This window comes from Alphaproteobacteria bacterium, assembly GCA_016699735.1.
GTDB lineage: Bacteria > Pseudomonadota > Alphaproteobacteria > Micavibrionales > Micavibrionaceae > JAGNKE01.
This window is the reverse complement of record CP065008.1, coordinates 83,361-108,502: the sequence shown is the minus strand read 5'-3', so window position 1 is coordinate 108,502 and position 25,142 is coordinate 83,361. Positions and strand designations below refer to the sequence as shown.

General features: G+C 57.0%; 26 protein-coding genes. 21 read left to right on the top strand and 5 right to left on the bottom strand.

Annotated elements, in window-relative coordinates:
• The first annotated feature begins 106 nt into the window (after positions 1 to 106).
• Both raiA and IPN28_00530 read left to right on the top strand, forming a co-directional pair.
• Entirely contained in the window at positions 107 to 721 is a 615-nt protein-coding gene (gene raiA, locus IPN28_00535; protein QQS57341.1) for a ribosome-associated translation inhibitor RaiA, read from the top strand.
• A gap of 199 nt (positions 722 to 920) precedes the next feature.
• Complete coding sequence (locus tag IPN28_00530; protein QQS57340.1) at positions 921 to 1,427, top strand: PTS sugar transporter subunit IIA; 507 nt, start codon at positions 921 to 923, stop codon at positions 1,425 to 1,427.
• Positions 1,428 to 1,437: 10 nt separating this feature from the next.
• Here IPN28_00530 and IPN28_00525 read toward each other — a convergent pair whose 3' ends face one another.
• The 4 genes from IPN28_00525 to IPN28_00510 form a co-directional block, all read right to left on the bottom strand.
• Positions 1,438 to 1,674 carry a DUF1150 family protein gene (locus IPN28_00525; protein ID QQS57339.1) on the bottom strand — a complete coding sequence of 79 codons (237 nt, stop codon included), beginning with the start codon at positions 1,672 to 1,674 and terminating at the stop codon, positions 1,438 to 1,440.
• A gap of 19 nt (positions 1,675 to 1,693) precedes the next feature.
• A complete protein-coding gene (locus tag IPN28_00520) occupies positions 1,694 to 2,161 on the bottom strand; it encodes an Hsp20 family protein (GenBank protein QQS57338.1) in 468 nt (155 codons plus the stop codon).
• Between the two features lie 159 nt (positions 2,162 to 2,320).
• Positions 2,321 to 2,503, bottom strand: a complete 183-nt coding sequence (locus IPN28_00515) for a zinc-finger domain-containing protein (protein ID QQS57337.1) — start codon at positions 2,501 to 2,503, stop codon at positions 2,321 to 2,323.
• A gap of 57 nt (positions 2,504 to 2,560) precedes the next feature.
• Positions 2,561 to 3,946, bottom strand: a complete 1,386-nt coding sequence (locus tag IPN28_00510; protein ID QQS57336.1) for a cysteine--tRNA ligase — start codon at positions 3,944 to 3,946, stop codon at positions 2,561 to 2,563.
• An 85-nt stretch (positions 3,947 to 4,031) separates the two neighbouring features.
• Between IPN28_00510 and folE the strand changes: the two genes are divergently transcribed.
• From folE to aroA, 5 genes are all read left to right on the top strand, one after another.
• Positions 4,032 to 4,643 (top strand): GTP cyclohydrolase I FolE, encoded by a 612-nt coding sequence (folE, locus tag IPN28_00505; protein QQS57335.1) that lies wholly within the window; start codon positions 4,032 to 4,034, stop codon positions 4,641 to 4,643.
• Positions 4,644 to 4,715: 72 nt separating this feature from the next.
• Positions 4,716 to 6,059 carry a dihydroorotase gene (locus IPN28_00500; GenBank protein ID QQS57334.1) on the top strand — a complete coding sequence of 448 codons (1,344 nt, stop codon included), beginning with the start codon at positions 4,716 to 4,718 and terminating at the stop codon, positions 6,057 to 6,059.
• Position 6,060: 1 nt separating this feature from the next.
• Positions 6,061 to 7,269 carry an RsmD family RNA methyltransferase gene (locus IPN28_00495; GenBank protein QQS57333.1) on the top strand — a complete coding sequence of 403 codons (1,209 nt, stop codon included), beginning with the start codon at positions 6,061 to 6,063 and terminating at the stop codon, positions 7,267 to 7,269.
• A gap of 193 nt (positions 7,270 to 7,462) precedes the next feature.
• Positions 7,463 to 9,646: an EAL domain-containing protein gene (locus IPN28_00490; GenBank protein ID QQS57332.1), complete on the top strand. Its 2,184-nt coding sequence runs from the start codon at positions 7,463 to 7,465 to the stop codon at positions 9,644 to 9,646.
• Between the two features lie 62 nt (positions 9,647 to 9,708).
• Entirely contained in the window at positions 9,709 to 11,064 is a 1,356-nt protein-coding gene (gene aroA / locus IPN28_00485) for a 3-phosphoshikimate 1-carboxyvinyltransferase (GenBank protein QQS57331.1), read from the top strand.
• Here the strand turns inward: aroA and IPN28_00480 are convergent.
• Positions 11,009 to 11,638 (bottom strand): hypothetical protein, encoded by a 630-nt coding sequence (locus IPN28_00480; protein QQS57330.1) that lies wholly within the window; start codon positions 11,636 to 11,638, stop codon positions 11,009 to 11,011. The genes aroA and IPN28_00480 overlap by 56 nt on opposite strands.
• 91 nt (positions 11,639 to 11,729) lie before the next feature.
• On the opposite strand from IPN28_00480, the gene IPN28_00475 reads away from it, so the two are divergent.
• The 14 genes from IPN28_00475 to rapZ all read left to right on the top strand — a co-directional run bounded on the left by IPN28_00475 (position 11,730) and on the right by rapZ (position 25,112).
• Entirely contained in the window at positions 11,730 to 12,401 is a 672-nt protein-coding gene (locus IPN28_00475) for a (d)CMP kinase (protein ID QQS58499.1), read from the top strand.
• A gap of 119 nt (positions 12,402 to 12,520) precedes the next feature.
• Positions 12,521 to 14,326 (top strand): 30S ribosomal protein S1, encoded by a 1,806-nt coding sequence (gene rpsA, locus IPN28_00470; GenBank protein QQS57329.1) that lies wholly within the window; start codon positions 12,521 to 12,523, stop codon positions 14,324 to 14,326.
• A 222-nt stretch (positions 14,327 to 14,548) separates the two neighbouring features.
• Positions 14,549 to 14,830, top strand: coding sequence for an integration host factor subunit beta (gene ihfB, locus IPN28_00465; protein QQS57328.1), 282 nt, complete (start codon positions 14,549 to 14,551; stop codon positions 14,828 to 14,830).
• A 1-nt stretch (position 14,831) separates the two neighbouring features.
• Positions 14,832 to 15,176, top strand: a complete 345-nt coding sequence (locus IPN28_00460; GenBank protein ID QQS57327.1) for a LapA family protein — start codon at positions 14,832 to 14,834, stop codon at positions 15,174 to 15,176.
• A 29-nt stretch (positions 15,177 to 15,205) separates the two neighbouring features.
• Positions 15,206 to 15,916: an orotidine-5'-phosphate decarboxylase gene (gene pyrF, locus IPN28_00455; protein ID QQS57326.1), complete on the top strand. Its 711-nt coding sequence runs from the start codon at positions 15,206 to 15,208 to the stop codon at positions 15,914 to 15,916.
• Positions 15,913 to 16,575 carry a phosphoribosylanthranilate isomerase gene (locus IPN28_00450; GenBank protein QQS57325.1) on the top strand — a complete coding sequence of 221 codons (663 nt, stop codon included), beginning with the start codon at positions 15,913 to 15,915 and terminating at the stop codon, positions 16,573 to 16,575. Before pyrF ends, IPN28_00450 begins: the two co-directional genes overlap by 4 nt.
• A gap of 90 nt (positions 16,576 to 16,665) precedes the next feature.
• The gene (gene trpB, locus IPN28_00445) at positions 16,666 to 17,889 is read left to right on the top strand and encodes a tryptophan synthase subunit beta (GenBank protein QQS57324.1); all 1,224 of its coding nucleotides are present in this window, start codon (positions 16,666 to 16,668) and stop codon (positions 17,887 to 17,889) included.
• The gene (locus IPN28_00440; GenBank protein ID QQS57323.1) at positions 17,886 to 18,392 is read left to right on the top strand and encodes an effector binding domain-containing protein; all 507 of its coding nucleotides are present in this window, start codon (positions 17,886 to 17,888) and stop codon (positions 18,390 to 18,392) included. The genes trpB and IPN28_00440 overlap by 4 nt, the downstream gene beginning before the upstream one ends.
• Complete coding sequence (locus tag IPN28_00435) at positions 18,389 to 19,216, top strand: tryptophan synthase subunit alpha (protein QQS57322.1); 828 nt, start codon at positions 18,389 to 18,391, stop codon at positions 19,214 to 19,216. Before IPN28_00440 ends, IPN28_00435 begins: the two co-directional genes overlap by 4 nt.
• A 77-nt stretch (positions 19,217 to 19,293) precedes the next feature.
• Positions 19,294 to 20,436: an acetyl-CoA carboxylase carboxyltransferase subunit beta gene (locus tag IPN28_00430; protein QQS57321.1), complete on the top strand. Its 1,143-nt coding sequence runs from the start codon at positions 19,294 to 19,296 to the stop codon at positions 20,434 to 20,436.
• 20 nt (positions 20,437 to 20,456) lie between these two features.
• A complete protein-coding gene (locus IPN28_00425) occupies positions 20,457 to 21,824 on the top strand; it encodes a bifunctional folylpolyglutamate synthase/dihydrofolate synthase (GenBank protein QQS57320.1) in 1,368 nt (455 codons plus the stop codon).
• Between the two features lie 51 nt (positions 21,825 to 21,875).
• Positions 21,876 to 22,568, top strand: a complete 693-nt coding sequence (locus tag IPN28_00420; GenBank protein QQS57319.1) for a response regulator transcription factor — start codon at positions 21,876 to 21,878, stop codon at positions 22,566 to 22,568.
• The gene (locus IPN28_00415; GenBank protein ID QQS57318.1) at positions 22,516 to 24,267 is read left to right on the top strand and encodes a stimulus-sensing domain-containing protein; all 1,752 of its coding nucleotides are present in this window, start codon (positions 22,516 to 22,518) and stop codon (positions 24,265 to 24,267) included. The genes IPN28_00420 and IPN28_00415 overlap by 53 nt, the downstream gene beginning before the upstream one ends.
• Positions 24,264 to 25,112 (top strand): RNase adapter RapZ, encoded by an 849-nt coding sequence (rapZ, locus tag IPN28_00410; protein ID QQS57317.1) that lies wholly within the window; start codon positions 24,264 to 24,266, stop codon positions 25,110 to 25,112. The genes IPN28_00415 and rapZ overlap by 4 nt, the downstream gene beginning before the upstream one ends.
• Positions 25,113 to 25,142: the final 30 nt, after the last annotated feature.

Genomic DNA, 25,142 nt, shown 5'->3' with positions numbered 1-25,142 from the left:
TGCGTCCAGAAGAATTTTTCCCCGGCAGACACGAAACCGCCTTGATGTGTGCGGGGCCGTGCTGCTAAAAACCCTCTCCACACCCCAACGAGCGAGGTAACTCCCCATGGAAATGACCGTTCAAGGCAAACAAATTGATATCGGCGATGCGCTGCGTACGCATGTTACCGACAAGCTGGCGGATATCGACCAGAAGTATTTCAACCATGCGACCGACGCGACCGTGACGTTTTCCCGCGAGGGGCACGGGAGCGGGCTTTTCCGGGTGCATATCTCGATGCGTGTTTCCAAGAATATCATGGTGATCACAGAAGCTACGGAAAACGACCCTTATCTGGCGTTTGATTCGGCCTCGGAAAAGGCTGCCAAACGTTTGCGGCGCTACAAGCGGCAGTTGCGCGACCACCATGCGCGGCGCAACAAAACGCCGGAAGAGGAAATGATGAAGGCGCGGTATTATACGCTGGCTGTGAATGGCGGGTTGGAAACGCCCGAGCAGGACAATGAAGAGACACCGGATGACGGCGTACCGCAAGGCGACGATCCGGTCGTCGTTGCGGAGATTTCCACCGATATCGAGACGTTGTCGGTTTCCGATGCCGTGATGCGGATGGAGCTGGCGGACCGCAACGCGCTCTTGTTCCGCAATGCCAGCAGCAACCGGCTGAATATGGTCTATCTGCGGAATGACGGGAATGTGGGCTGGGTCGATCCGCAGTAGAAGCAGGCTTTCTGGTTTTTTGAAATCCCCGTCAGGCGCGGGGATTTTTTTGTGCACAAACAAGAACATAAAATTCCATAAAACAATACGCGGCGACTAGAAATATGAAAAGTATATAAATAATTGTTATGGCGTGTTTTTTTATATGCAATTATGTTGTCTTCCTGCGCTTATTTTTCTGGCCTTTTGCCTTTGCGGCGTGGTAATCAGAACGCGACTTGAAGGCGCGATGAAAGGCTCCGTGATGCTTAAAGACCTGACGTTCGATCTTGTCCTGACCGATCTTAAAGCGCAAACGCAGAGGAAATCGCTGCGTGAAATCGCCGGATCGCTGGCGGGGGTTTCCGGCCTCGATCCGGCCGTGCTGGCGCGGCTTTTCATCTACAAGGAGAAGCGGCAACGTTCGGCGATCGGGCGCGGGGTGGCGATTGTTGACCTGCAGTCCATCCGCGTGGTCCGGCCGCTGCTTGCGCTGGCCGTGCTCGATCATTCCGTGGATTTCCGGGCGCCGGACGGGCGGGGGGTCGATCTGGTTGCCGCCCTTTTGTCGCCGCTCAAGGACGGGCCGGTGCATCTGCAGAAAATTTCCGGCGTGTCGCGTTTGCTGCGCGATGACATTCTTTGTGAATCGTTGCGTATGGCAAAAGACCCGGACGCGGTGCGGCTGTTGCTGATGCGGCCGGAGCAGAGGCTTTCGGCGGCGTGACGTCCCGTCTTCAGTGAACGGTCACGGGTTCCAGTTTGTTGGAGAGGGAGACCATCACCGCCTCCTCGAAGGATTTCATCACCGAGAGGCGTCGGCCATCGGCGGCGCACACGGCATAGAGGGTGCCCTGCTGCTCCTCGAATGGCCGGATATAGGCGATGTGCTGGAGGCCAAGGTCGCGGAAATCCTGCGATGACATATTCTTCAGCAGCGTGGCGACCGGATTGTCCGTGGTGTTGTCGATCATTTGCTTTCTCCCGCTTTCCTTATTCTTCCATATCTGTGGCGTCGAGGTCTATGGCTTTCACCTTTCGGCCAGACTTTTTTGCGCCCTTGATGGGAACTTTCTGAGCGGTCGGTTCGGGCTGGATTCGCACCAGATTGATGTGGAGCAGGCCGTTGTCGAGATCGGCGTCGTGGACCTCTATGCCGTCGGCGAGGACGAAGCTGCGCTGGAAGCGGCGGGCGGCGATGCCGCGATAAAGGTAAACCCTTGATTCGTCTTCGGGTTTCTGGCCGCGAATCGTCAATTGGTTGTTTTCGATCTCGACATCGAGGTCGTCGATGGAGAATCCGGCGACCGCGAGGGTAATCCGCAGGCCGTTTTCGCCGATTTGTTCAATGTTATAAGGGGGATAGCCGTCCGCTCCGGCCTTTCTCAGGCGATCGACGGTCTTTTCGAACTGGTCGAAGCCGAGGAAGAGGGGGCTGTCGAAGAGGGTCAGGCGTGTCATTTCAAGTTATCTCCTCCAATGAGCGAGTCTTTGGCAAATCCACTACCGCAGCATCTGCCAATGTCATCATACAGGAAAGGGGGGCCGACATACAAGGAAATGCAGATGGAGATTTATGGATCCCCGCTTTCGCGGGGATGCCGATCAAAGAGTAGCTTTTCAGGCAGATTTGCGGATGAAGAGGCGGTCGCAGTAGCCGCATTCGGCCTCGTTGCCCTGTTCGAAGGTATACCAGACTTTCGGGTGGCCGAGGGGGCCGCCGCCGCCATCGCAGGAGATTCCATCGGTATCGGACGGGACGAAGATGGTTTCCGGGGGCGGGGCTTTGGGTTGTCGGGCCATGTTTTTGTTCTCCTGTTTTATCTTATGCGGCGCGGCGGTTTTTTCAACTGCCAAGGGCTATATTTTTTTCCAGACGGTGCCGGCGGGGGTATCCTCGATGGCGATGCCCATTTCGGTCAGTTCCGCACGGATTTCATCGGCGCGGGCGAAGTTTTTCGTTTTGCGCGCGTCTTGTCTTTGCTGCAGCAAATCTTCGATTTTTGCGGCGTCGATGCCTGATGATTTCTGACCGTAGCCGAGCCAGGCGTCCGCATCCTCTTGCAGAATTCCCAGAAGGTTTGCCGCGAAGAGCAAGGCGGTTTTATCAAAGGGCGCCTTGGTTTGGGCGGCCTTGCGGGCGAGGTGATTGAGGCTGGCGATGGCCTTGGGCGTGTTGAGATCGTCGCAGAGGGCTTCGAGGACGGGATTATCGTGCTGGTCGGAGTCTTTTTCGGGCGTTATATCGGAGAGTTCGCGCAGGGACTGGTAGAGGCGGGTGAGAACGGCCTGTGTTTGCTGCAGCAAATTTTCCGTCCAGTCCAAAGGCTGGCTGTATTGCGCGGAGAGCAGGGCGAGGCGCAGGGTTTCGCCGTCGTAAAGTTGCAGCAAATCGTTTACCAGTCTTGTGTTGCCTTCGGATTTCGCCATTTTTTGGGTGTTCACGGTTACGAATCCGTTGTGCACCCAAAATTTGGCAAAGGCGGAGAGGTCGGTTAATTGCCCTTCCGCGCAGCAGCTCTGGGCGATTTCGTTTTCGTGGTGGGGGAATTTCAGGTCCGCGCCGCCGCCGTGGATGTCGAAGGGCAGGCCGAGATGCTCCTGCGCCATTGCCGAGCATTCGATATGCCAGCCGGGGCGGCCCCTGCCCCAGGGTGAGTCCCAGCCGGGCTGGTCGGGGGTGCTGGGCTTCCAGAGCACGAAGTCGGCGGGGTCTTTTTTGTAGGGGGCGATTTCCACCCGCGCTCCGGCGATCTGGTCGTCACGGCTGCGGCCCGAAAGGCCGCCGTAAGCGGGGAAGGAGGGGACGTTGAACAGCACATGGCCCTGCCCCTCGTAGGCGTGGCCCTTGGCGATCAGGGTTTCGATCAAGGCGATCATCTGCGGGATGTGCTGCGTGGCGCGGGGCTGAATATCCGGGGCTTTTACGCCCAAAGCAGCCATATCGCGGTTGTAGATATCGGCGTATTTGCAGGTGATTTCCTCGCAGGGTTGGCCGGACTCCTTTGCGGCGGCGATGATTTTGTCGTCGATATCGGTGATATTGGAGGCGTAGGTGACCTTCGGGTAGAGGGTGCGGAGCAGGTTTGTGAGCAGGTCGAAGACCACGGCCATGCGGGCATTGCCGATATGGGCGAAGTTGTAGACCGTGGGGCCGCAGGCATAAAGCCGCACATGATCCGGGTTCAGGGGCTTGAAATCCTGCTTTTCGCGGGTCAGGGAATTGTAAAGCTTTAAAGCGGGCATGAAAATCGCGGTCCTTCGTTCTTTTTTAGTGGAAAATACGCCAAAGATACTGTAAGACCAACCTAATTTTTTAGAAGGCCCGAAAATGAGCGTCGAAAATATCAGCCGGAAGCGAAAAATGGCGCAGGATAAGAAGCCTACCAAAGACGAGGCGATGCGCGCCGTCGAGACCCTGATCCGCTGGGCGGGGGACGATCCGGCCCGGGAAGGGCTGCGCGAGACGCCGTTGCGCGTGGTCGAGGCCTATCAGGAGTTTTTCTGCGGTTATGCCAAGGATGCGGCGGCGGAGCTTTCCAAGACTTTCGAGGATATTCAGGGGTTTGACGATCTCGTGATCGTTCGGGATATCAATTTCACCTCTCATTGCGAGCATCATATGGTGCCGATCATCGGCGAGGCGCATGTCGCCTACTGGCCGACCGAGAAGGTGGTGGGGATCAGCAAGCTGGCGCGGATTGTGGATGTTTATGCCAAACGGCTGATCTCGCAGGAAAACATGACACGGAATATTGTCGAGGTCATCGACCGGACGCTCAAGCCCAAGGGGGCAGCGGTCATGATCCGGGCGAACCATCAATGCATGTCGATCCGGGGGGTCAACAAGGCCCATTCGACGACGGTGACGACGATGTTTTCGGGAATCTTCAAGACGGATGAGCTGGTTCAGCGGCGCTTCCTTGACTTGCTCAAAGATTAAATTTTCCGGCTTTTTTCCTCTTTTCCAGCCGGATCGTATTGATTTATCGCTTTCTCCGAAGGAGCCGGAATCATGACCGAACACGCCGATCTTCTGCTCATCAATGGCACTGTCGTTCTTCCCGAGGGCACGCATCCGGCCGATGTGCTGATCCGGGATGGAAAAATCGCCGATATCGGGACATTTACTCCTTCGTCAGCGGATAAAATCATCGATTGCGGGGGGCTGCATATTCTGCCCGGGGTGATTGACACGCAGGTGCATTTCCGCGAACCCGGGGCCGAGCATAAGGAAAATCTGGAAACGGGCATGAAAGCGGCGGCGATGGGGGGTGTGACCTCTATTTTCGAGATGCCGAATACGAATCCGCTGACGACCACGCCGGAGGCGCTTGCCGGGAAGATGGAGAGCGCTGGGCGGACGCCGTGGACAAATTACGCGTTTTATTTCGGCGGAACGGCGGCGAATTCACAAAATCTGCCGGAATGGGAGAATTTGCCGGGGGTGTGCGGGGTTAAAATCTTCATGGGGTCGTCCACGGGCGACCTTCTGGCCGCTACGGACGAAGAGGTCGAGGCCGTTCTGCGGAACGGGCGGCGGGTTGTGGCCGTCCATGCCGAGGATGAGGCGATGATGATCGAGAACAAGAAAAATATTCTCGGTAACAGCACCGATCCGGCGATGCACCCTATCTGGCGCTCGGTGGAGTCCTGTGTTTTGGCGACGACGCGGTTGTTGCGGCTGGCGCGGAAGACGGGGCGGCGGGTGCATATCCTGCACGTCAGCACGGCGGAGGAGATGGCGATTCTGGCGCAGCACCGGGATATCGCCACCGTTGAAGTTTTGCCCAATCATCTCACATTCGCCGCGCCGGACTGCTATCTGCAGCTTGGCACCCAGGCGCAGCAAAACCCGCCGATCCGGGAGGCTCATCACCGCCGCGCCCTGTGGCAGGGAATCCGCGACGGGACTGTGGATATTCTGGGCTCCGACCATGCGCCGCATACGCTGGAGGAGAAAGGCAAGGTTTATCCGGCCAGCCCGAGCGGGACGCCGGGGGTGCAGACGCTGGTGCCGATCATGCTCGATCACGTCCATAAGGGCAGTCTTTCGCTGGAGCGGTTCGTCGATCTGGTCTGCTATGGGCCGCAGCGGGTGCACCAGATTGCCGGGAAAGGGCGGATTGCCAAGGGGTACGATGCGGATTTCACGATCGTCGATCTCAAGAAAAAAATGGTGATTACGAACGCGCAGCAGCAGACGCGCTGCGGCTGGACCCCCTATGACGGGATGAAGGTCACGGGCTGGCCGATCCTGACCCTCATTCACGGGCAGGTGGTGATGTGCGAGGATGAGCTTATACAGACCGCCGGACGGCCCGTGCGGTTCCGTGAAACGCTGACCTTCGCAGGATGATATGGGCGGCTGGCGGGCGTTGCTGGAGCCGGAGGTCCGGGATTTTATCGTTTCCCATCAGCAGGATGACGTCACGGCCCTGGCTCTCAAGAAACCGCCGCAGGCCGACTGGCTGATGCGGCTCATTCTCGATCAAATCAAGGCGCGGCAGAAGGCGGCGCGGAAAATCCCGCAGTGGCTGCCGATTGGGGGGATCGTTTTCCCGTCGGCCGACCTGATGGAGCAGGCGTCGTCCTGGCCGTGCGCGCTTTATAAGGCTTCTTTGGTGGGCAGGGGGCGGATGGTTGATCTGACCGCCGGGGCGGGAATCGATGCTTTCGCCTTTTCGTCGTGTTTTCAGGAGGTTGTTTGCGTCGAGAACGACCCGCAGACGGCTGAAATCCTTGCTCACAATTTCGCAATTTTGAAGGAGAAAGGGCTTTTGCGGGCCGATTTCCGGGTTATTTGCGCCGATGCGGCGGATCATGCGCGGGAGATGCGCTCTTTTGACGCGGTTTTCCTCGATCCGCAGCGGCGGGCGGGCGGGAAGAAGGGGCTTTACCGGTTCGAGGATTGTTCGCCGGATGTTTTGAGGCTGCTGCCCTTCTTGAAACGGGAAACTTCGCCTGTTTTTCTGAAAAGCTCACCGGTTCTGGATATCGGGCGGGCGGTTCAGGACTTGGGATGCGTTGCCGCCGTGCATATCGTGGAGTCGGACGGCGAGTGCAAGGAGGTGCTTTATCTATTGGAGACAGAGCGGGGCGGGGTTAACCCGCAGATTCATGCGGTTGAGATCGGCGATGCGGGGCAAGTTGTCAGGGATTTTTCATTTCTTGCCGCGGAGGAGCGAGAGGCTGCGCCCTCTTTCGGGATGCCGGAACGGTACGTGTACGAACCCGGCCCGGCTTTCCTCAAAAGCGGGGCGTTCGGGTTGCTGTCTGTGCGGTTCGGGCTGAGAAAACTTCATGTCCATACACATCTTTATACGTCCGATACGCTGAGACCGGATTTTCCGGGCAAGGTTTATGAAATTCTTGAGGTTCGGAGCGTAGGGGCAGGAACGGGTGTGGTCTTGTCGGCGGAACTGGTCCTGCGGAATTTTCCGGGGACAGTGGAGGCGCTTCGAAAAAAGCTCAAGCTTGCCGAGGGGCAAGAGCACCGGATTTTTGCCTGCACGATTATCGACGGGACAAAAAAGCTGATCCTCACGAAAAAAATCCCTGAAATTTAAGGATTTCCAACAACCTGTTTCCGTAAAACCGTTTCATTTCCTGACTTTTTTATCAGCGGGTGCTGAAATTTTGGCTTTTTTCAACCTCTTCTTAAGTATTGGGCGGATACAATACGCTGTACATCAGGGGTTCTGCGTTTTAGCCCTTTTTTTGTGAGGGTTTTGCTGAATATTTCAACTTACTGGACAGGGTATGCCTTCCATCGCTGAGACACTTGCCAAACGCGCTTTGAAACGGGAGCAAATGATTGCTTCCGATCGGCCTGTTTCTGTGCATCCGGGTGCGGGTCTGCGGTCGTTTTCGTCGGCTAAAATCTGGAGCAGCCGGGTGAGCTGGCGGATTGCGGCGACCGTGTTCATGGCGATCCTGTTCGTGCAGACCACCGTTCTCAATCTCGGGGTTATTGGCTCTTATGAAAAAGAGAGGCTGGATGTCCTCTCCCGCCAAGTCCAGACGGCGGTAGCCTCGATCATCAATTCCGAACACCGCGATGCATCCAATGCCCCGTTCGAGGCCAAGCACGTCGAGCGGCTTTTGAAAACCTCCCCTGTTCTGGGGCTGGATGTCTATTCCTATAATTATGAGTTTATCGCCTCATACGGAAGCAAACCGAGTCTGGTGGCGACTTTCGGCGATCTGGATAAAGTCTACAGAAGCCCCGACGGGGTGATCTACGAGATGATCTTCAAGGGCACCGACCTGCAGAGCGCCTATATTATTGTGGCGAAGCTGGATGCCTCGCTGGTGAAGGAAGAGGTTCTTTTATTTATCCTGCAGAATATCGGGTTTATGGTTCTGTTGTCGCTTCTGGTGACGGTGATCCTGATGGTGGCTTTGGGGAAATGGCTGATCGAGCCGATCCTGTTCATGCGGGCCAATCTGGTGGCGGCGTTTAAGAATCCCGAGTCGCCCGATATCCAACAATCGCCCTATGGCACCGTTGACGAAATCGGTGCAACGATTGAGCTGACGCAGAAGCTGATTCATCAGAACGCCGAAAATATCGTTCATATCAAGAGCACGGCCGAGGATAAAATCCATAAGCTGGCTTATTATGACAGTCTCACAGGATTGCCCAACCGGGCGTTGTTCATCCAGAAGCTGGCGGAACACGCCCGCGTCACCTATGACGATGAGGTGGAGCGGTTCGCGGTCATCACGGTCGATCTGGACCATTTCAAGGATATCAACGATTCGATGGGGCATAATGTCGGCGACGCGATTTTGCGGTCCGTGGGCAAAAGGCTGCGGTCCTCTTTGCCGGAGTCGGCGATGGTTTCACGGACCGGAGAGGATGAGTTCGCGCTGATGCTGCCCTTGCGCCACGGTTCGGCCACATCCAAGGAGATGGCGGAGCGGATTATCGGCGTGATCCGCAGCGAGCCGTTCAAGGTTTTCAACGAGGAGTTCCAGGTGCGGGCCTCGGTCGGTGTGGCGACCTATCCCGATGACGGCGTCGAGCCGGATGTCGTCCTGAAGAACGCGGATATTGCGCTCAACCGTTCCAAGGAGGAGGGGCGCGACCGGGCGAAAGAATATTCCGAGGATTTCGACAAGGCGGTGCAGGAACGGTTCCAGTTGTTGCGCGATTTGCGGGATGCTTTGGAACACGAGCAGTTGCAGCTTTATTATCAGCCGCAGCTTGACCTCAAGACCGGAAAGATCATCGGGGCGGAAGCTCTGCTGCGCTGGTGGAAGCCGGATGGCAGCAAGGAGGGCGGTGCGTTCATTTCTCCCGCCAGCTTTATTCCTGTGGCCGAGCAGTCCGGCCTGATCGTCCCGATCGGCGAGTGGGTGATGCGGCATACGATCGATGTGGCCAAGAGTCTTAAGAAGGATCACGGGATGGAGATCCGGTTCGCGGTCAACGTTTCGGGGAACCAGTTTACGCAGTCTGATCTGGTCGGGTTTGTGAGCCGTTTGCTGGAGGAGTCGGCGTTCAGCCCGCAAAATCTGGAGCTTGAGGTCACGGAAAGCGTGTTCATGCACGATATAAGGCATACGGTTCAGGTGTTGCAGAGCCTGCACGCGCTGGGCGTCGAGCTGGCTATTGACGATTTTGGCACGGGGTATTCCTCGCTTTCCTATCTTTCGCAGTTCCCGATCGACCGTTTGAAGATCGACCAGTCGTTCATCCGCAATGCGCTGAACGATGCTGAGAATGCCTCTATCACCCGCACGATCATCAATCTGGGGCATTCGCTGAACCTGAAAGTGATTGCGGAAGGGGTGGAGACGAAGTCGCACGAGGAGTTCCTGATCAAGCAGGGGTGCGACGAGGTGCAGGGTTACCGCTACTGCCGCCCCGTTCCCAAGGACAAGCTGGTCGATTTCATCAAAGCCTATAACGGCAAACTCGAGAGTTTCGGCGAATAGAGATTGCTCCTGCGCTTGTAACGCGCTATTTTTCCCGCATCTTTTCAAGACGGACGCGTTTCATGGCTAAAACCGAATTTCCCCGCAGCTGCACCTCCCAAACCTCCGGCCCGCTTCGCGGGGCTGCGCGTGTGCCGGGGGATAAGTCGATTTCCCACCGTTCTCTGATATTCGGAGCGATGGCCAAGGGTGAGACCCTCATCAGCGGATTGCTGGAAGGGGAGGACGTTCTCAATACCGCCGAAGCCCTGCAGCATATGGGCGTCAAGATCGTCAACGGTACGGACGGGCTGTGGCGGGTTTACGGCGTCGGGCCGGGGAATTTGTCCGAGCCTTCCGCCGTTCTGGATATGGGCAATAGCGGAACGTCCACGCGGTTGCTGATGGGTGTGGTGGCCGGACATAATTTTGCTGCGACATTTACGGGCGATGCCTCGCTGGTCAAGCGGCCGATGCGAAGGGTGATGGCGCCTCTGGAGGAGATCGGCGCGAAATTCCTGGCGCGGACGGGGGACCGTTTGCCTTTGACCGTTCGGGGCGCAGCGAGTCCGGCGGCGATCAGCTATATGCTGCCGGTGCCTTCGGCGCAGGTCAAGTCGGCGATCCTGCTGGCGGGACTCAACGCTCTGGGGCGGACGACTGTGATCGAGAAGGAGCCGACGCGGGATCATACGGAGAATATGCTGCGGCATTTCGGGGTTCCGGTGAAGGTCGAGATTCTGGAGGGAGGAAGTCAGGCGATTCATGTGGACGGGATTGCGATGCTCAAGCCCTGCGCGGTCGATGTTCCGGGCGATCCGAGTTCGGCGGCGTTTCCGGTCGTGGCCGCGGTGATTACCGAGGGATCGGAGATCAGTCTTTCCAATGTGCTGGTTAATCCCCGGCGGACCGGGCTTTATGATACCTTGCGGGAGATGGGCGCGGATATAAGGTTCGACCATGTGCGGACCGCGTCGGGGGAGAGTGTTGCCACCATCGTCGCCACAGGGAAAAACAGGCTAAAGGGCGTGAGCGTTCCGGCGGCGCGGGTGCCCTCCATGATCGATGAGTTTCCGGTTCTGGCGGTTGCTGCGGCCTGCGCCGAGGGAACAACAACGATGACCGGGCTTGCGGAATTGAGAGTCAAGGAGAGCGACCGCTTGCTGATGATCGCCAAAGGTTTGGACGCTTGCGGGGTCAAGCTGGAGATGGGCGAAGACAGCCTGACCATTCACGGCACGGGGAAACCGCCTCGGGGGGGCGCGACGGTCGAGACGGCGCTCGATCACCGGATCGCGATGAGTTTTCTTGTTCTTGGGTGTGTGACGCCCGACCCTGTCGCCATTGACGATTGTGCGCCGATCCGCACCAGTTTTCCGAATTTTATTGATCTGATGAGCGATCTGGGCGCCCAGATCTCTTCGGACTCCAGTTATTGATCCATGTTTCCAGCGGGATGATGTGCGCTGGATGTCCGGTTGGGGAATAATAGCTGTCGATGACGTATTTCTGTCCCGTGGCTTTGTCCTTAACAGCACCGCTGTTGTGCGGCCACATGGCATCGACAAAATAGCCGCGGTGCACGGGGTCCACGACCTGATTCCATTGCAGCAGGCCCGTGCTTTCAATGAATTTCAGAGTGCGGGTGGTGTTCACGGCCTCGTCGATGCAGTCCATCTGGTCCTGATCGCGCTCGAAGGTCGTGGCCTCCGGCCCGTCGGTATTCATCCCGGTTTTATGCTGCACGATTTTTTCCATGCGGCCGATGGTTTGCGCGATTTGCGTGCGTTCCTGCTCCGCATTTTTCGCAGGGACAGAAAAGGGTTGCAGCACGGCATTCCATTCCGGGGCCGAGAGGGTGATGTTGGTGCGTTCCGTACAGCCAAAGCCGTGGCAGACCTGAAATTGCTGCGGTGTGCCAAAGGTTTCCTCATAGGGTTTGAGGCTGATGCCCTGTCCGCGTTCGCAGGCACAGAGGAGGAGGAGCGGCAGAAGGGCGGAGATTTTTTTCATACCCTATCCTTTCGCAAGTGTTGCGGCTTGGCAATTGTAAAAATAGGGGAGGCTGGTAATCTGTCACACCATGAAACGGGGCCGGAAAAATATCGTGATTGCCATCGACGGTCCTGCGGCCAGCGGGAAGGGGACGCTGGCCCGCGCTTTGGCCGAGCGTCTGGACTATGCCTATATGGATACGGGGGCGCTCTACCGGGCTGTCGCCTTCGCGGTTTTGCAGGCGGGCGGGGATTGCGCTCTGGAATTGGAGGCTCTGATCGGTTGCGAGCGGTTGCAGGAAGAGTTGCGCGGGCCGCAGGGGCTTGGTGTTCTTAGTAATCCCCTGTTGCGGAGCGAGGCGGTGGCCGAGGGGGCTTCGGTTGTGGCGGCGTTTCCTTCGGTGCGGGAGGCGCTGGTTTCGATACAGCGCGGGTTCGCGGAAAAGCCCGGAAAAGGCTTTCGCGGCGCGGTTCTGGACGGGCGGGATATCGGCACGGTGATCTGTCCGCAGGCGGATGTGAAGCTGTTCGTTACGGCCCAAACCGAAATCCGGGCCGAAAGGCGCAGGAAAGAGTTGCAATCCAAGGGCATAGAGGCTAAATATGAAGCCGTTTTAGCGGATATGCGTAACCGCGACGAGCGTGATTCCGGGCGCAAGGCTGCCCCTCTCCGCCCTGCCGACGATGCCGTGGTGCTTGACACGACGGGACTTTCGGCGGCGGCGGTTCTGGAAACAGCCCTGCAGGTTGTCGAGGAAACTCTCAACCGCTCCTGTCTTTGAAGCCGGACCGCTTTTCCCCGTTACAGCGATAATATTGCGCTAGAATCTTCCGTTCACGAGCCGCTGGCATAGATTCAGGGCCGTAGGACGGGGACTTTACATCTGAAAGGACTAAAACTATGGCGCATAAAGCCGCAAATCTTAAAGACAATGAAGAATCCATGGAGTTCGCAGCGCTTCTGACTGAATCGCTGAGAGGACAGACTAAATTCGAAGGATGCGTCGTCAACGGGACGATCGTCGCCGTCGAGGATGGGGTTGCCGTTATTGACGTCGGCCTGAAATCCGAAGGCCGCGTCAGCCTGCGGGAATTTGCCCGTCCGGGCGAAGACCCGGAAATCAAAGTCGGGGACACCGTCGAGGTGTTCGTCGAGCGTATCGAAGGGCATGAGGGTCAGACCAGCCTGTCGCGTGAAAAAGCCCGGCGCGAGGAAGTCTGGATCGAGCTGGAGAAGGCCTGCGAGAAGGCCGAGCGCGTTACCGGCGTTATCAATGGCCGCGTTAAAGGCGGGTTTATCGTCGATCTGGGCGGCGCGGTTGCGTTCCTGCCCGGTTCGCAAGTGGATATCCGCCCCGTGCGCGATGTCAGCCCGCTGATGAACACGCCGCAGCCGTTCCGTATTCTTAAAATGGACCGCGCCCGCGGGAATATCGTGGTTTCGCGCCGCGCCATTCTTGAGGAATCCCGCGAATCGGCCCGCAGCGATCTGCTGGAGAGCCTGAGCGAGGGACAAATTCTGGAAGGTGTGGTCAAGAACATCACCGATTACGGCGCGTTCGTCGATCTGGGCGGTGTGGACGGGCTTCTGCACGTTACCGACATTTCCTGGAAGCGCGTGAACCACCCGTCGGAGGTTCTGCAACTGGGTCAGACGGTCAAGGTGCAGGTCATCCGTTACAATCAGGAAACGCAGCGGATTTCGCTTGGGATCAAGCAACTCGAATCCGATCCGTGGCAAGGCGTCAAGGACAAGTACGCCGTCGGTGCTCGGTTCAAGGGACGGATCAGCAACATCACCGATTACGGCGCGTTCGTCGAGCTGGAAGAGGGGATCGAAGGGCTTGTTCACGTCTCGGAAATGTCGTGGACGAAGAAAAACATCCATCCCGGAAAAATCGTTGCGACCTCTCAGGAAGTGGAAGTCGCGGTTCTGGACGTCGATCCCGAGAAGCGCCGGATTTCGCTTGGCCTCAAGCAGTGCCAGGAGAATCCATGGACGAAGTATGCTGCCGAAAGCAAGGTTGGGGACATTATCGAGGGCGAAATCCGCAATACAACGGAATTCGGCCTGTTTGTCGGCCTGACCAGCGAAATCGACGGCATGGTCCATCTTTCCGACGTTTCGTGGGAAGACAACACTGCCGAGGCGCTCAAGGCGTACAAGAAGGGCGATATGGTCAAGGCGAAGATCCTTGAGCTGGAACCCGACCGGGAACGCGTGGCTCTTGGCATCAAGCAGCTGACCGCCGATCCTTACGAAGGGACCGTTACAGGTCTGGCGAAGGGGTCCGTTGTTACCTGTACGGTTTCCGAGATCAACGACAAGGGGATCGAGGTTACTCTGGGCAACGGTATGTCGGGAACGATCAAGAAATCCGATCTGTCCCGCGAGCGTTCCGAGCAGCGTCCCGACCGTTTCGCCGTCGGCGAGAAGGTTGACGCCAAGGTCATCAGCATCGAAGGCAAGGCCCGTAAAGTCACTCTGTCCATCAAAGCCCGCGAAATCGACGAAGACAAGCAGGCGATGAAGGATTACGGTTCGACCGAAAGCGGTGCTTCTCTGGGCGATATTCTGGGCGCGGCTCTTCAGGAGAAGGACAGCAAGGCCTCGAAAAAAGCCGCCAAGGACAAAGATGGCGAGGACAAGCCGAAGAAGACGCGGACGTCCGCCAAGAAATTTTCCGATACCCCTGAAGAAGAGTGAGTCACTTCGGGTCTTTGAGGAATCCAAGAAAAGCCGCAGCTCTGCGGCTTTTTTTTATTTTGCTTATCCCTGCGTTTTTCACTTAGCGCCAAGGAAGGAATAAAAATCTCTTTTCTATCAATGGGTTTTGCTTGACGCCCCCCCGATTCTTGGGGCAATCTATCGGTGATTGAAGAAAGAATAGTCTCAGCTTTTTTCGGCTGGCGACAGAGGTTTTTGATTATGACTAAATCTGAACTCATTCAGCGTCTGGCGGATATGAACCCCCATCTGTATCTGCGCGATATCGAGAAGATCGTGGATACGGTTTTTAACGAGATCACCGACGCGCTGGCCCGCGGCGACCGCGTGGAACTGCGTGGTTTCGGGGCGTTTTCGGTCAAGGAACGCGCCTCGCGTACCGGGCGCAACCCGCGCACCGGGGAGACGGTCGAGGTGGATGCCAAGCGCCTGCCGTTCTTCAAGACGGGAAAAGCCCTGCGCGAAAAGCTCAACGGGAGCTGATATGTTTATCGTCCGCTGGATCCTCGGGTTTGCTGTGACCTTTACGGCGGCGGTTTTCGCCGTTCTGAACCGTCATGACCTTACGGTGTATTGGAATCCTATCGGAGATGATTCGGTTACGCTTCCGGTTTATCTCGTCGCTTTGGGGTTTATGGCTGCGGGATTTGTTGTCGGCGGGTTCGTCGTGTGGCTCAATATGGGGCGCTTGCGGTCTGAGCGGCGAAAGCAGAGGAAGGAACTCAAAACCCTGAAAAAGAAGGTGGAGGTGTCCGAGGCAAGGACCGCTTCTGCACCTGTTTCGCCCACGCATGAGCTTTTGCCGGTTTTATCCACCCGAGCGACCTAGCGCTTTTCACCTTAATTATGGAGATTTTCATGGCCCGCACCCCGGACCTTCGCAAACCAGAGATTTTTTGTGCCCTCGATACCGCCGATCTGCCTCATGCCATCGCGCTTTCGCGCATGGTCGGCCCTGTCACCGGGGGAATCAAGCTGGGGCTTGAGTTTTTCAACGCGAACGGGCTGGAGGGGGTTTTGCGCGTCATGCAGGAATCCGGCGGGGCGCAGTTGTTCCTCGATCTCAAGTATCATGATATTCCGAATACCGTTGCGGGGGCGGTGCGGGCGGCGTGTCTGCGGGTGCGGCCCGCTTATCTTAATGTCCATGCCAGCGGCGGGATCGAGATGATGCGGGCGGCGAAGGCGGTTTGCGCGCCGGAGACCAAGCTTCTGGGCGTGACGGTTCTGACCAGTCTTGAGGAGGATAATATCGCGCAGATCGGTTTGAAGCCGGGGCTGAGCGACCGGGTGGAGCAGCTGGCGCTTCTGGCGCGGGAGGCGGGGCTGGACGGGGTCGTCTGTTCGGCGCATGAGATCAAGCGGCTGCGTTCCCTTTGCGGGCCGGACTTCATCCTTATGGTGCCGGGTATACGGCCGGAAGGCGCGGCGGCGGGGGATCAGAAACGGGTCATGACTCCCGATCAAGCCGTCAAGGCCGGGGCGAGTCACCTGGCGATCGGCCGACCGATCACCGGCGCGGAGCGGCCCGATCAGGCGGCCCGCGATATCCTCAACAGCTTGCGATGAGTTCTGCGCCTCTCGTCAAGATCTGCGGGCTGCGTGAGGAGGAGACGCTGTCTGCGGCTTTGGAGGCCGGGGCGGATTTTATCGGGCTGGTGTTTTATCCGCCTTCGCCACGCCATGTCGATGCCGGTGCGGCGAAAAATTTAGCCGCAATCGTTAAAGGTTATCGCGTATCGAAAAAGGTTTCGACGGTCGGGCTGTTCGTCGATCCTTCCGATCAGACTCTTGAGGAGGTTTTGGGGCGTGTTGCGCTTGATATGATTCAGTTGCACGGTTCCGAGACGCCGGAGCGGGTGCGGGTTGTGGGCGAAATCTACAATCTTCCTGTTATCAAGGCTTTACCTGTGACGCCTGCGCTCGATTTTAACCTTGTTGCCGCTTATGAGGCGGTGTCGGACTGGTTGTTGTTCGATGCGAAACCCGTCGATTCGAATTTGCCGGGCGGGACAGGGAAAACCTTCGATTGGCGGTTGCTTGAGGGGCGGCGTTTTTCCAAGCCGTGGATGCTTTCGGGCGGTCTTAACGTGGATAATATTTCGGAGGCGCTTGGCGTTCTGCGTCCCGATGCGGTGGATGTTTCGTCGGGTGTCGAGTCGGTGCGCGGGGTGAAGGATGCCGTAAAAATCAAAGAATTTATCAATAAAATCAAATCCTTGTATTAGTCTGTGACCCCGTATTTCTCTTTTCGAAACCCTCCGTCTTGCTGAAAAATAGATTTTCCTTGCCCTTTAAAACAGGCTATAACCGCCGTCATGACCAGCGAACTCAAACGCCCCGCCTCATTCCGCCGCGCTCCTGATGAGCGGGGGCATTTCGGGCCTTATGGCGGGCGCTTTGTCGCCGAGACGCTGATGCCGCTGATCCTTGAGGTCGAGAAGGCCTACCTGGAGGCGCGGGACGATATCAAGTTCTGGGTCGAGTTCGATAAATACGCCAAGCATTATATCGGGCGGCCTTCGCCGCTCTATCATGCGGAAAAGGCCACGAAGCATTTCGGCGGAGCGCAGATTTACTTCAAGCGCGACGAGTTGAATCATACCGGGGCGCACAAGATCAATCACTGCGTCGGGCAGATACTGCTGGCGCAGCGCATGGGCAAGAAGCGCATTATCGCCGAGACCGGGGCGGGGCAGCATGGGGTAGCGACGGCGACCGTGTGCGCTCTGTTCGATCTACCCTGCACGATTTTCATGGGCGAGACGGATATTCAGCGTCAGGCGCCGAATGTGTTCCGTATGAAACTGCTGGGCGCGGAGGTGCGTTCGGTTTCGTCGGGTACGGGGACGCTCAAGGATGCGATGAACGAGGCGCTGCGTGACTGGGTCTCGAATGTGCAGGAGACTTATTACCTGATCGGTACGGTGGCGGGGCCGCACCCGTACCCCATGATGGTGCGGGATTTCCAGTCGATCATCGGCAAGGAGGTGCGTGAGCAATTCCAGGACCGCTATGGCGGATTGCCGGATATTCTGGTGGCGTGTATCGGCGGAGGTTCGAACGCGCTGGGACTTTTCTATCCGTTCCTTGACGATTCCGGCGTGAAGATGATCGGCGTCGAGGCGGGCGGACACGGGATTGAGAGCGGCGAACACGCAGCCAGCCTGAGCGGCGGACTGCCCGGCATCCTGCACGGGATGAGCAGTTATTTCCTGCAGGATACGGACGGGCAGATCACGGACGCGCACTCGATTTCGGCGGGCCTTGATTATCCGGGAATCGGGCCGGAGCACGCCTGGCTTTTCGATCATAAGCGTGTTGAATATGTTTCGGTGACCGATCAGGAGGCCTTGGAGGCGTTCCAACTGTGCGCGAAGCTGGAGGGAATTATTCCCGCTCTTGAGCCTGCCCACGCGTTCGCGCACGTTGCGAAAATCGCCGGAACACTTCCGAGCGACCAGCATATCATCATGAATCTGTGCGGGCGGGGCGATAAGGATATTTTTACGGTTGCCGAAAAACTCGGGGTCAAAATATGAGTTCCGAGAAGGCGATGCGCTATGAGCTTAAAGCCGGACTGGAACATCTTCCGGCGTTTACGGTGCGCGGAATCAGCGCCGTGATCAGCAACGCGCAGGGGCGGGCTGCGGATGATATCAATGCGCTGTGGCAGGATTTCTTTACCGGGCAGCTGGGACAGCGTATTCCCGAGCGGGCCAGCGATGTGATTTACGCGGTTTATTCGGATTATGCGGGGGATCATACGCAACCCTACCGCCTGACGCTTGGTTATGCGGTCGATGAGGCTGCGGGTTCCGCCCATGGCGGGCTTTACACAGTGCAGGTGGAGCGCGGGGATTATGCCTCTTTGTGTTCGCGGGGGGCGCAGCCGCAGAATCTGATCGAGACGTGGCAGGCGGTGTGGGCCAGCGATCTGGAGCGGGCGTTCCGCACCGATTTCGAGCTTTACGGGCCGCGGTTTTTTGAGGATGGAATCCATGAGGTTCTGGTTTATATCGGATTGAACGGGCAGGATTCATGAGGCGTCTGGCGCAAACATTCGACACGCTGAAGGCGGAAAAGCGCAAGGGGTTGATTACCTTTGTTATGGGCGGCGATCCCGACCCGGACACCAGTCTTGCGATCCTTAAGGCCTTGCCCGGATGCGGGGCGGACATACTCGAAATCGGGATGCCGTTCTCCGACCCGATGGCGGACGGACCCGTGATTCAAAAATCGGGGCAACGCGCTCTGGCCGCCGGAACCACGTTGCCGAAAATTTTTGAACTGGTCCGTTCGTTTCGAAAAGAGAATGCAAAAACTCCGCTGGTGCTGATGGGATATGCAAACCCTATTTACCGATACGGCGTCGATAAGTTTGCGCTGGACTGCGCGGATTCCGGCGTGGACGGCGTGATCATCGTCGATCTGCCCCCGGAGGAAGATCAACAGGTGCGCGAAGCCGTGGGGAACCAGTTCGTCGATATGATCCGTTTGATCGCTCCGACAAGCGATTCGCAGCGTCTTGAAAAAATCACGGACGGGGCGACCGGGTTTCTTTATTACGTGTCGATTACCGGGATTACCGGAGCGGCGAAAGCTGATCTGGAGGCCGTGCGCGGGCATCTGGAGAACGTCCGTTCCCAGACCAACCTGCCTTTGGCGATCGGGTTCGGGATCAAGACACCCCAGGACGCGCAGGAAATGTCGGCGCTGGGGGATGCGGTGGTCGTGGGTTCTTCTATTGTTGAAAAAGTTGCCCTCCTGAGCGAAAAATCAGGTAAAATCACATCCGATGGTCCCGAGATGAAGGCGGTTCTGGATCATGTCCGCGCCCTTTCCGCCGCTCTTAAGTCCCCTGCGTGAGCTTGACGATGATGTGGAATTGCGTAAATCCGATCCAGTGCGCGTGTCTTTCATCCGCTTTGAAGGTTTGATATCCTATGAACTGGCTGACCAACATTATTCCCCCGCGCATCCGCTCCATCGTCGGTGAGCAGAAGGAAGTGCCGGATAATTTCTGGGCGAAGTGTCCGTCGTGCGAGAAGATGCTGTTTCATACCGATCTCGGCGCCAATTACAACGTCTGTCATTATTGCAACCATCATCTGCGGTTGCCAGTCAAGGACCGGCTGGCGATGCTGTACGATGGGGGCAAGTACGCGGTGATTGAGACTCCGAAGGTAGAACTCGACCCTCTGAAGTTCAAGGATAAGGAGCGGTATATCGACCGGATGAAGCGTTCGCAGGCCAAAACGGGTCTGCGTGACGCGATTACGCTCTCCAAGGGAACCATCGGCGGGCTGGACGTTGTGATTGCGGCGTTCAATTTCAGTTTTATGGGCGGTTCGATGGGCATGGCTGTGGGCGAGGCGATCGTCAAGGCTGCCGAGGAAGCGGTGCGCTCGAAGTGTGCGTTCATCGTGATCCCCGCGTCCGGCGGGGCGCGGATGCAGGAGGGGATGTTGTCCCTGATCCAGATGCCGCGCACGATGGTTGCCGTGGAAATGGTTAAGGAGGCAAAGCTTCCGTATATCGTGATCCTCACCGATCCGACGACCGGGGGTGTGAGCGCGTCCTTTGCCATGGTCGGGGATATTCATATCGCCGAACCGGGGGCGCAGATCGGGTTTGCCGGACCGAATGTCATCAAGGAGACGGTTCGGGAGAAGCTGCCCGAAGGGTTTCAAACCGCCGAGTATCTTCTGGCGCATGGGATGGTCGATATGATCGTGCCGCGCAAGGAGATGAAGAATACGCTGGCGACTCTCATCGGGATTCTGATGCGGAAAGACTACACAAAGGATCCGAAGAAGAACGGTAAAAAGGACGGCGGCGAGATGGACGCCAGGGGCGGAGGCAGCCCTGGTGAAAAGGGAGCATCCAAGGAGCCAGTGACCAAGGCGCGGGCGAATGATAATGAAGGCGTGACGGCTTCGCAGGCCTTGCAGCAGGTGCGGGCGGCCAGTGCCGCCGTCAAGAAGCTCGGGCGTTCGGTCACGGAAAAGGTACAGGGGACCGTTCAAGGGCAGGCTGCCGCTTCGCCGCCTGCGCCCGAGAGTGAAAAGAAGGCTGCGGAACAGTAATTTTTTTGCGTATATCGGCCATGCATCAAGCGGATCTCCGGCATCCCCGGCCCAGCCTTCAGAAAAAGCTTCTGGCTCTTTATCAACTCCGCACGGGGTCCAAGGTCAACTGGGATGCCACGGCTTACCGCACTTTGCTGCGCGATATGGGCGAGCCGCACAAAAAACTTCCGCCCGTTATCCATGTCGCCGGAACCAACGGAAAAGGCTCCATCGTCGCTTTTTTGCGGGCCATGCTGGAGGCGCAGGGATACCGCGTCCATGCTTATACCTCGCCGCATTTGCTGCGGGTGAATGAACGAATCCGGCTGGCCGGAGAGGACATTACCGATAATTTGCTTGAGCGGATGATCGATGAGGTTTACGCGCAGCATTCCCTTGCGGGGCTTTCCTTTTTTGAAATAACGACCGCTCTGGCGTTTCGCGCCTTTTCCGCGGTTCCGGCCGATGTTTTACTGCTGGAAGTCGGGATGGGCGGGCGGCTGGATTGCACGAACGTGATCGAAGTCCCTCTGGTCAGTGTGATCAGCCGGATTTCATACGACCATACCGAGTTTCTGGGCGGCACTCTGGCGGATATCGCCGCCGAGAAAGGGGGTATCCTCAAAGCGGGGCGGCCGTGCGTGGTCGGGGCGCAGGGGCCGGAGGACGATACGAGAGGCGTTCTTGGTGTTCTGGAGACGCTCGCGGGAGAAAAGTCTTCGCCGCTTTTCGTTTATGGGCGCGACTGGCGCAGTTTTGAGTCCGGCGGACAGATGGTGTTCGAGGCATGGGGCGAGCGGAATGTTTATCCCTCGCCCGGTCTGGCGGGGGCGCACCAGATTCTGAATGCGGGGGCCGCGCTTATGGCTTTGCGGGTGGTGGGCGATGCACTTCCGGTTTCGGAGGAGGCCAAAGCCCAGGGGTTGCGTCGCGTCGTCTGGCCGGGGCGGATGCAGAGGCTTTCCCCGGTGTCTTTGGGGCTGCCCGAAGATTGCGAAGTGTGGCTGGATTGCGGTCATAATGACAGTGCGGGCGAGGTTTTGGCGCAGCAGATTCGAAAATGGGCCGCCGATGACCCGAAGCCGCTGCATCTGGTTCTGGGGATGCTGGGGCATAAGGATGTACGCGGGTTTCTGGCGCCCTTTGCCGACCAAATCGAGAGTCTCACACTGGTCAGGATTACCGGGGAGAAAAATATCCTGACCCTGCAGGGTTTTCAGAATAAGGCGGGCGACCTTGTTTCCTCCGTGCCGGTGCGTTCGTTCGATGATCTTTCCGCGGCGTTTTGTGCCCTTCGTACAGAGATCGACGGGAGGAGCCGTGTGCTGATTGCCGGGTCGGTCTATCTGGCCGGAGGCGTCCTTGATTTTGTACAACGGAACCCCGTGTCTACAAGCGGGGTTTAAAAGGACGATCAAACCATGCTAGACTTGAGTTCTTAACGTGTGGGAACGTTTATGGTCCATAAAGTTACGCTGATCGACGATGATCTGAATATCACCGCCTCCGTTGCCATGGTGCTGGAGTCCGAGGGGTTTAACGTCGAGAGTTACAGCGACGGGGAATCCGGTCTTGACGCGGTGACGCGCAAGGGGACCGATCTTGTTGTTCTGGATATCAAGATGCCGCGGATGGACGGGATGGAAGTCCTCAAGAAAATCCGCGAGTTTTCCGAAGTTCCGGTGATTTTCCTGACCTCCAAGGATGACGAGATTGACCAGTTGCTGGGTTTACGAATGGGGGCGGATGACTACATCACCAAACCGTTTTCGCAGCGGTTACTGATCGAGCGGATTCGGGTTTTGCTGCGGCGGCAGGATCTTAAAAAATCCGACGGGAGTGAGAACAATCATATTGTTTATGGGGACATAGAACTGGATGAGGCCCGGCACCTGTGCACCTGGAAGAAAAGGCCCGTCAACCTTACGGTCACGGAGTTTCTTCTGGTCAAGTCGCTTGTGACGCGGCCCGGGCATGTGCGGACGAGAGACCAGTTGATTGATATGGCATATGGTGAGAATATCTATGTCGATGACCGGACGGTCGATTCCCATATCAAACGTATCCGGAACAAATTCAAAAAAGTAGACGACAGCTTTGACCAAATCGAAACCCTCTACGGAGTCGGATACCGAATCAAAGAAGCCTAGCCGGTGGGTCAGGATCGGCCAGCGCGACGGTGAAATTGAGCAGCTTCTGGATTTTTACTGGGGCGGGACGGAAGGCCGGATCACCGGACTGACCCTTCGAATTATCGCCGTCAATGCGATTGCTTTGCTTAGTCTGATGCTGGGTGTTCTTTATCTTGGCGAATATCAAAACCGCTTGATTCAATCCAAGCTGGAAATTTTCGAGACCGAGATTTTTCTTATTACGGCGGCGGTTTCAGAGGGGAGCTTACAAAGAGAGGGACTTTCCGAGCCGGTTGTTCTTAAGGATAATGTCAAGAGAATTGTGGCTGTTTTCGGAGCGACTCTTGGTAAGCGTATCCGGGTGTTTGATGCTGCCGGAGAACTTATCGCCGATTCCAAAATCCTTCTTGCCGAGGGGGGCGTGGAGCCGATTATCAAAGTTGAGAGGGAGGAGGAGGAAGTATGGCAAAGTATTGAAATGCTCAAAAGAGTTGGAGCGTTTCTTGTCTCGCTTTTACCGGAATACAATCCTCTTCCGCTCTATCGTGACGACGAGTCCAATAGCGCAGAAAATTACGAAAATGTCATGGAGTCTTTCCACAGTAAAATGAGCCTTTCCGCTTGGCGAAATGCGGAAGGCTCCATTCTCCTGTCCGCCGCGATGCCCATCAAGTCAAACAATAAGGTTGTCGGGGCCGTTTATCTGGTGAGCGAAGGCAAGGATATCCGCAAAGCGCTGGGCGATGCCTGGTTCGATATTCTCAAGGTTTTTCTTGCGACCCTGGTTTTTACCGTTTTGCTTTCGATCTATCTTTCCGGTGTTATCGCCCGGCCTTTGCGGCGGTTGGCGGATGCTGCTGATAAGGTCCGCAAGGGAAAAATCAGGGGCGACCAGATTCCCGACATGAGTGGGCGCAAGGATGAAATCGGCGAGCTTTCCATTGCCCTTGGCGATATGACCCATGCGCTGATCGAGAAAATGGACGCCATGGAAAGCTTTGCGTCCGATGTCGCGCACGAAATCAAGAATCCGCTCTCGTCGCTTAAGAGCGCGGTCGAATCTGCTGCGGTCGTCAAGAAGAAGGAGGATCAGGACAAACTGCTGGCGATTATTTTGCACGATATCGAACGTCTGGACCGTCTGATTTCTGACATTTCCGCCGCATCCCGGCTTGAGGCGGAACTTTCCCGAGAGTCTTTCGAGAAGGTTGAAATCCGCGCCTTGCTGCGGCGGTTGCTGGATCTTTACAAGAACCCGCTCGACCGCAGCAAAAACCGCGCCGATCCCGATACGGCGATCAAAGACGGGGTCATGATCATGCTGGATTACCCCTATGAGGAGGATACGTTCGTTTCGGGCAGCGAGGGGCGGCTGGGGCAGGTGTTCAGCAACATCATTTCCAATGCGCTGACTTTTACTCCGGTCAAGAGCATCCTCAAGATCAAGGTGGAGAAGAAAAAGAACCGGGTGAGCATCGCTTTTGAAGATGAGGGGCCGGGGATTCCCGATAACAAGCTCAAGACGGTTTTCGACCGTTTTTATTCTGAACGGCCGCGGGAGCAGTATGGGAAACATTCCGGACTCGGTCTTTCGATCTGCAAGCAGGTCATCGAGGCGCATAACGGGTTGATTTTTGCCGAGAATATCAAGAACCGGCAGGGAAAAATCTCAGGAGCGCGGTTCACCGTGGTTCTTAATGTTGCGGAGGGCGAATGAGCGCGAATCCGCTGATCGTGACCGGATTTTCCGGGGCCGGCATGAGTTCGGTTTTGAAAACGCTTGAGGATTTTCATTTCGAAGTGTTTGACAATTTTCCACTGGCTCTTGTGGATTCGCTTCTTGAACAGGCGGGGCAGAATAACCGCCCGCCCTTGCGGATCGCCATCGGGATCGACACGCGCACATGGGGTTTTTCGGCTTCGGCGGTTCTGGATCTGGTCAAGCGTTCGCAGGGGCGGCTTTTGTTTGTGACCTGCGATGAGGCGGTTCTGCAGAAGCGGTTCAACGAGACACGGCGGCGGCATCCGCTGGCCAAGGACCGGCCGGTGAAATACGGGATCGAACTTGAGAAGAAGCTTCTAGCCGGGTTGAAGACAAACGCCGATATCCTGATCGATTCGAGCGAATTGTCGGTCCATGATCTGCGGCATCTGCTGGAGGGGCATTTCCGCGACCACAGCGCGGAAAAGATGACCGTCACCCTGATGTCGTTCGGGTTCCGGCACGGGGTGCCGCGAGAGGCGGATATCGTCATGGATGTGCGTTTTCTAAAAAATCCGCACTGGGATGAGGGGCTGAAACCGATGAGCGGGCTGGATGCGGCGGTGGGGGAGTATATCCGTATGGACACGGATTATGAGGAATTTGTCAGTAAATTCAAAGGATTGCTGGAAACGCTTTTGCCCCGGTATGCGCGGGAAGGGAAGTATTACCTGACGGTGGCCGTGGGTTGCACCGGGGGGCGGCATCGGTCCGTTTTTGTGGTTCAGGAACTGGCCGCGTGGCTTAAAGCGCAGAAGATGCAGGTTTTTATCGAAAACAGGGATTTAACAGAGGGTTAGCGGTTTTCAGATATTGTAGGATCGGGGAAG

What these genes read in the sequence shown, in the direction of transcription:
- raiA (QQS57341.1), top strand. Translation starts at nt 107, where the DNA reads ATGGAAATGACCGTTCAAGGCAAACAAATTGATATCGGCGATGCGCTG.
- IPN28_00525 (QQS57339.1), bottom strand. Translation starts at nt 1,674, where the DNA reads ATGATCGACAACACCACGGACAATCCGGTCGCCACGCTGCTGAAGAAT.
- IPN28_00520 (QQS57338.1), bottom strand. Translation starts at nt 2,161, where the DNA reads ATGACACGCCTGACCCTCTTCGACAGCCCCCTCTTCCTCGGCTTCGAC.
- IPN28_00515 (QQS57337.1), bottom strand. Translation starts at nt 2,503, where the DNA reads ATGGCCCGACAACCCAAAGCCCCGCCCCCGGAAACCATCTTCGTCCCG.
- IPN28_00510 (QQS57336.1), bottom strand. Translation starts at nt 3,946, where the DNA reads ATGCCCGCTTTAAAGCTTTACAATTCCCTGACCCGCGAAAAGCAGGAT.
- folE (QQS57335.1), top strand. Translation starts at nt 4,032, where the DNA reads ATGAGCGTCGAAAATATCAGCCGGAAGCGAAAAATGGCGCAGGATAAG.
- IPN28_00500 (QQS57334.1), top strand. Translation starts at nt 4,716, where the DNA reads ATGACCGAACACGCCGATCTTCTGCTCATCAATGGCACTGTCGTTCTT.
- IPN28_00495 (QQS57333.1), top strand. Translation starts at nt 6,061, where the DNA reads ATGGGCGGCTGGCGGGCGTTGCTGGAGCCGGAGGTCCGGGATTTTATC.
- IPN28_00490 (QQS57332.1), top strand. Translation starts at nt 7,463, where the DNA reads ATGCCTTCCATCGCTGAGACACTTGCCAAACGCGCTTTGAAACGGGAG.
- aroA (QQS57331.1), top strand. Translation starts at nt 9,709, where the DNA reads ATGGCTAAAACCGAATTTCCCCGCAGCTGCACCTCCCAAACCTCCGGC.
- IPN28_00480 (QQS57330.1), bottom strand. Translation starts at nt 11,638, where the DNA reads ATGAAAAAAATCTCCGCCCTTCTGCCGCTCCTCCTCCTCTGTGCCTGC.
- rpsA (QQS57329.1), top strand. Translation starts at nt 12,521, where the DNA reads ATGGCGCATAAAGCCGCAAATCTTAAAGACAATGAAGAATCCATGGAG.
- ihfB (QQS57328.1), top strand. Translation starts at nt 14,549, where the DNA reads ATGACTAAATCTGAACTCATTCAGCGTCTGGCGGATATGAACCCCCAT.
- IPN28_00460 (QQS57327.1), top strand. Translation starts at nt 14,832, where the DNA reads ATGTTTATCGTCCGCTGGATCCTCGGGTTTGCTGTGACCTTTACGGCG.
- pyrF (QQS57326.1), top strand. Translation starts at nt 15,206, where the DNA reads ATGGCCCGCACCCCGGACCTTCGCAAACCAGAGATTTTTTGTGCCCTC.
- IPN28_00450 (QQS57325.1), top strand. Translation starts at nt 15,913, where the DNA reads ATGAGTTCTGCGCCTCTCGTCAAGATCTGCGGGCTGCGTGAGGAGGAG.
- trpB (QQS57324.1), top strand. Translation starts at nt 16,666, where the DNA reads ATGACCAGCGAACTCAAACGCCCCGCCTCATTCCGCCGCGCTCCTGAT.
- IPN28_00440 (QQS57323.1), top strand. Translation starts at nt 17,886, where the DNA reads ATGAGTTCCGAGAAGGCGATGCGCTATGAGCTTAAAGCCGGACTGGAA.
- IPN28_00435 (QQS57322.1), top strand. Translation starts at nt 18,389, where the DNA reads ATGAGGCGTCTGGCGCAAACATTCGACACGCTGAAGGCGGAAAAGCGC.
- IPN28_00430 (QQS57321.1), top strand. Translation starts at nt 19,294, where the DNA reads ATGAACTGGCTGACCAACATTATTCCCCCGCGCATCCGCTCCATCGTC.
- IPN28_00425 (QQS57320.1), top strand. Translation starts at nt 20,457, where the DNA reads ATGCATCAAGCGGATCTCCGGCATCCCCGGCCCAGCCTTCAGAAAAAG.
- IPN28_00420 (QQS57319.1), top strand. Translation starts at nt 21,876, where the DNA reads ATGGTCCATAAAGTTACGCTGATCGACGATGATCTGAATATCACCGCC.
- rapZ (QQS57317.1), top strand. Translation starts at nt 24,264, where the DNA reads ATGAGCGCGAATCCGCTGATCGTGACCGGATTTTCCGGGGCCGGCATG.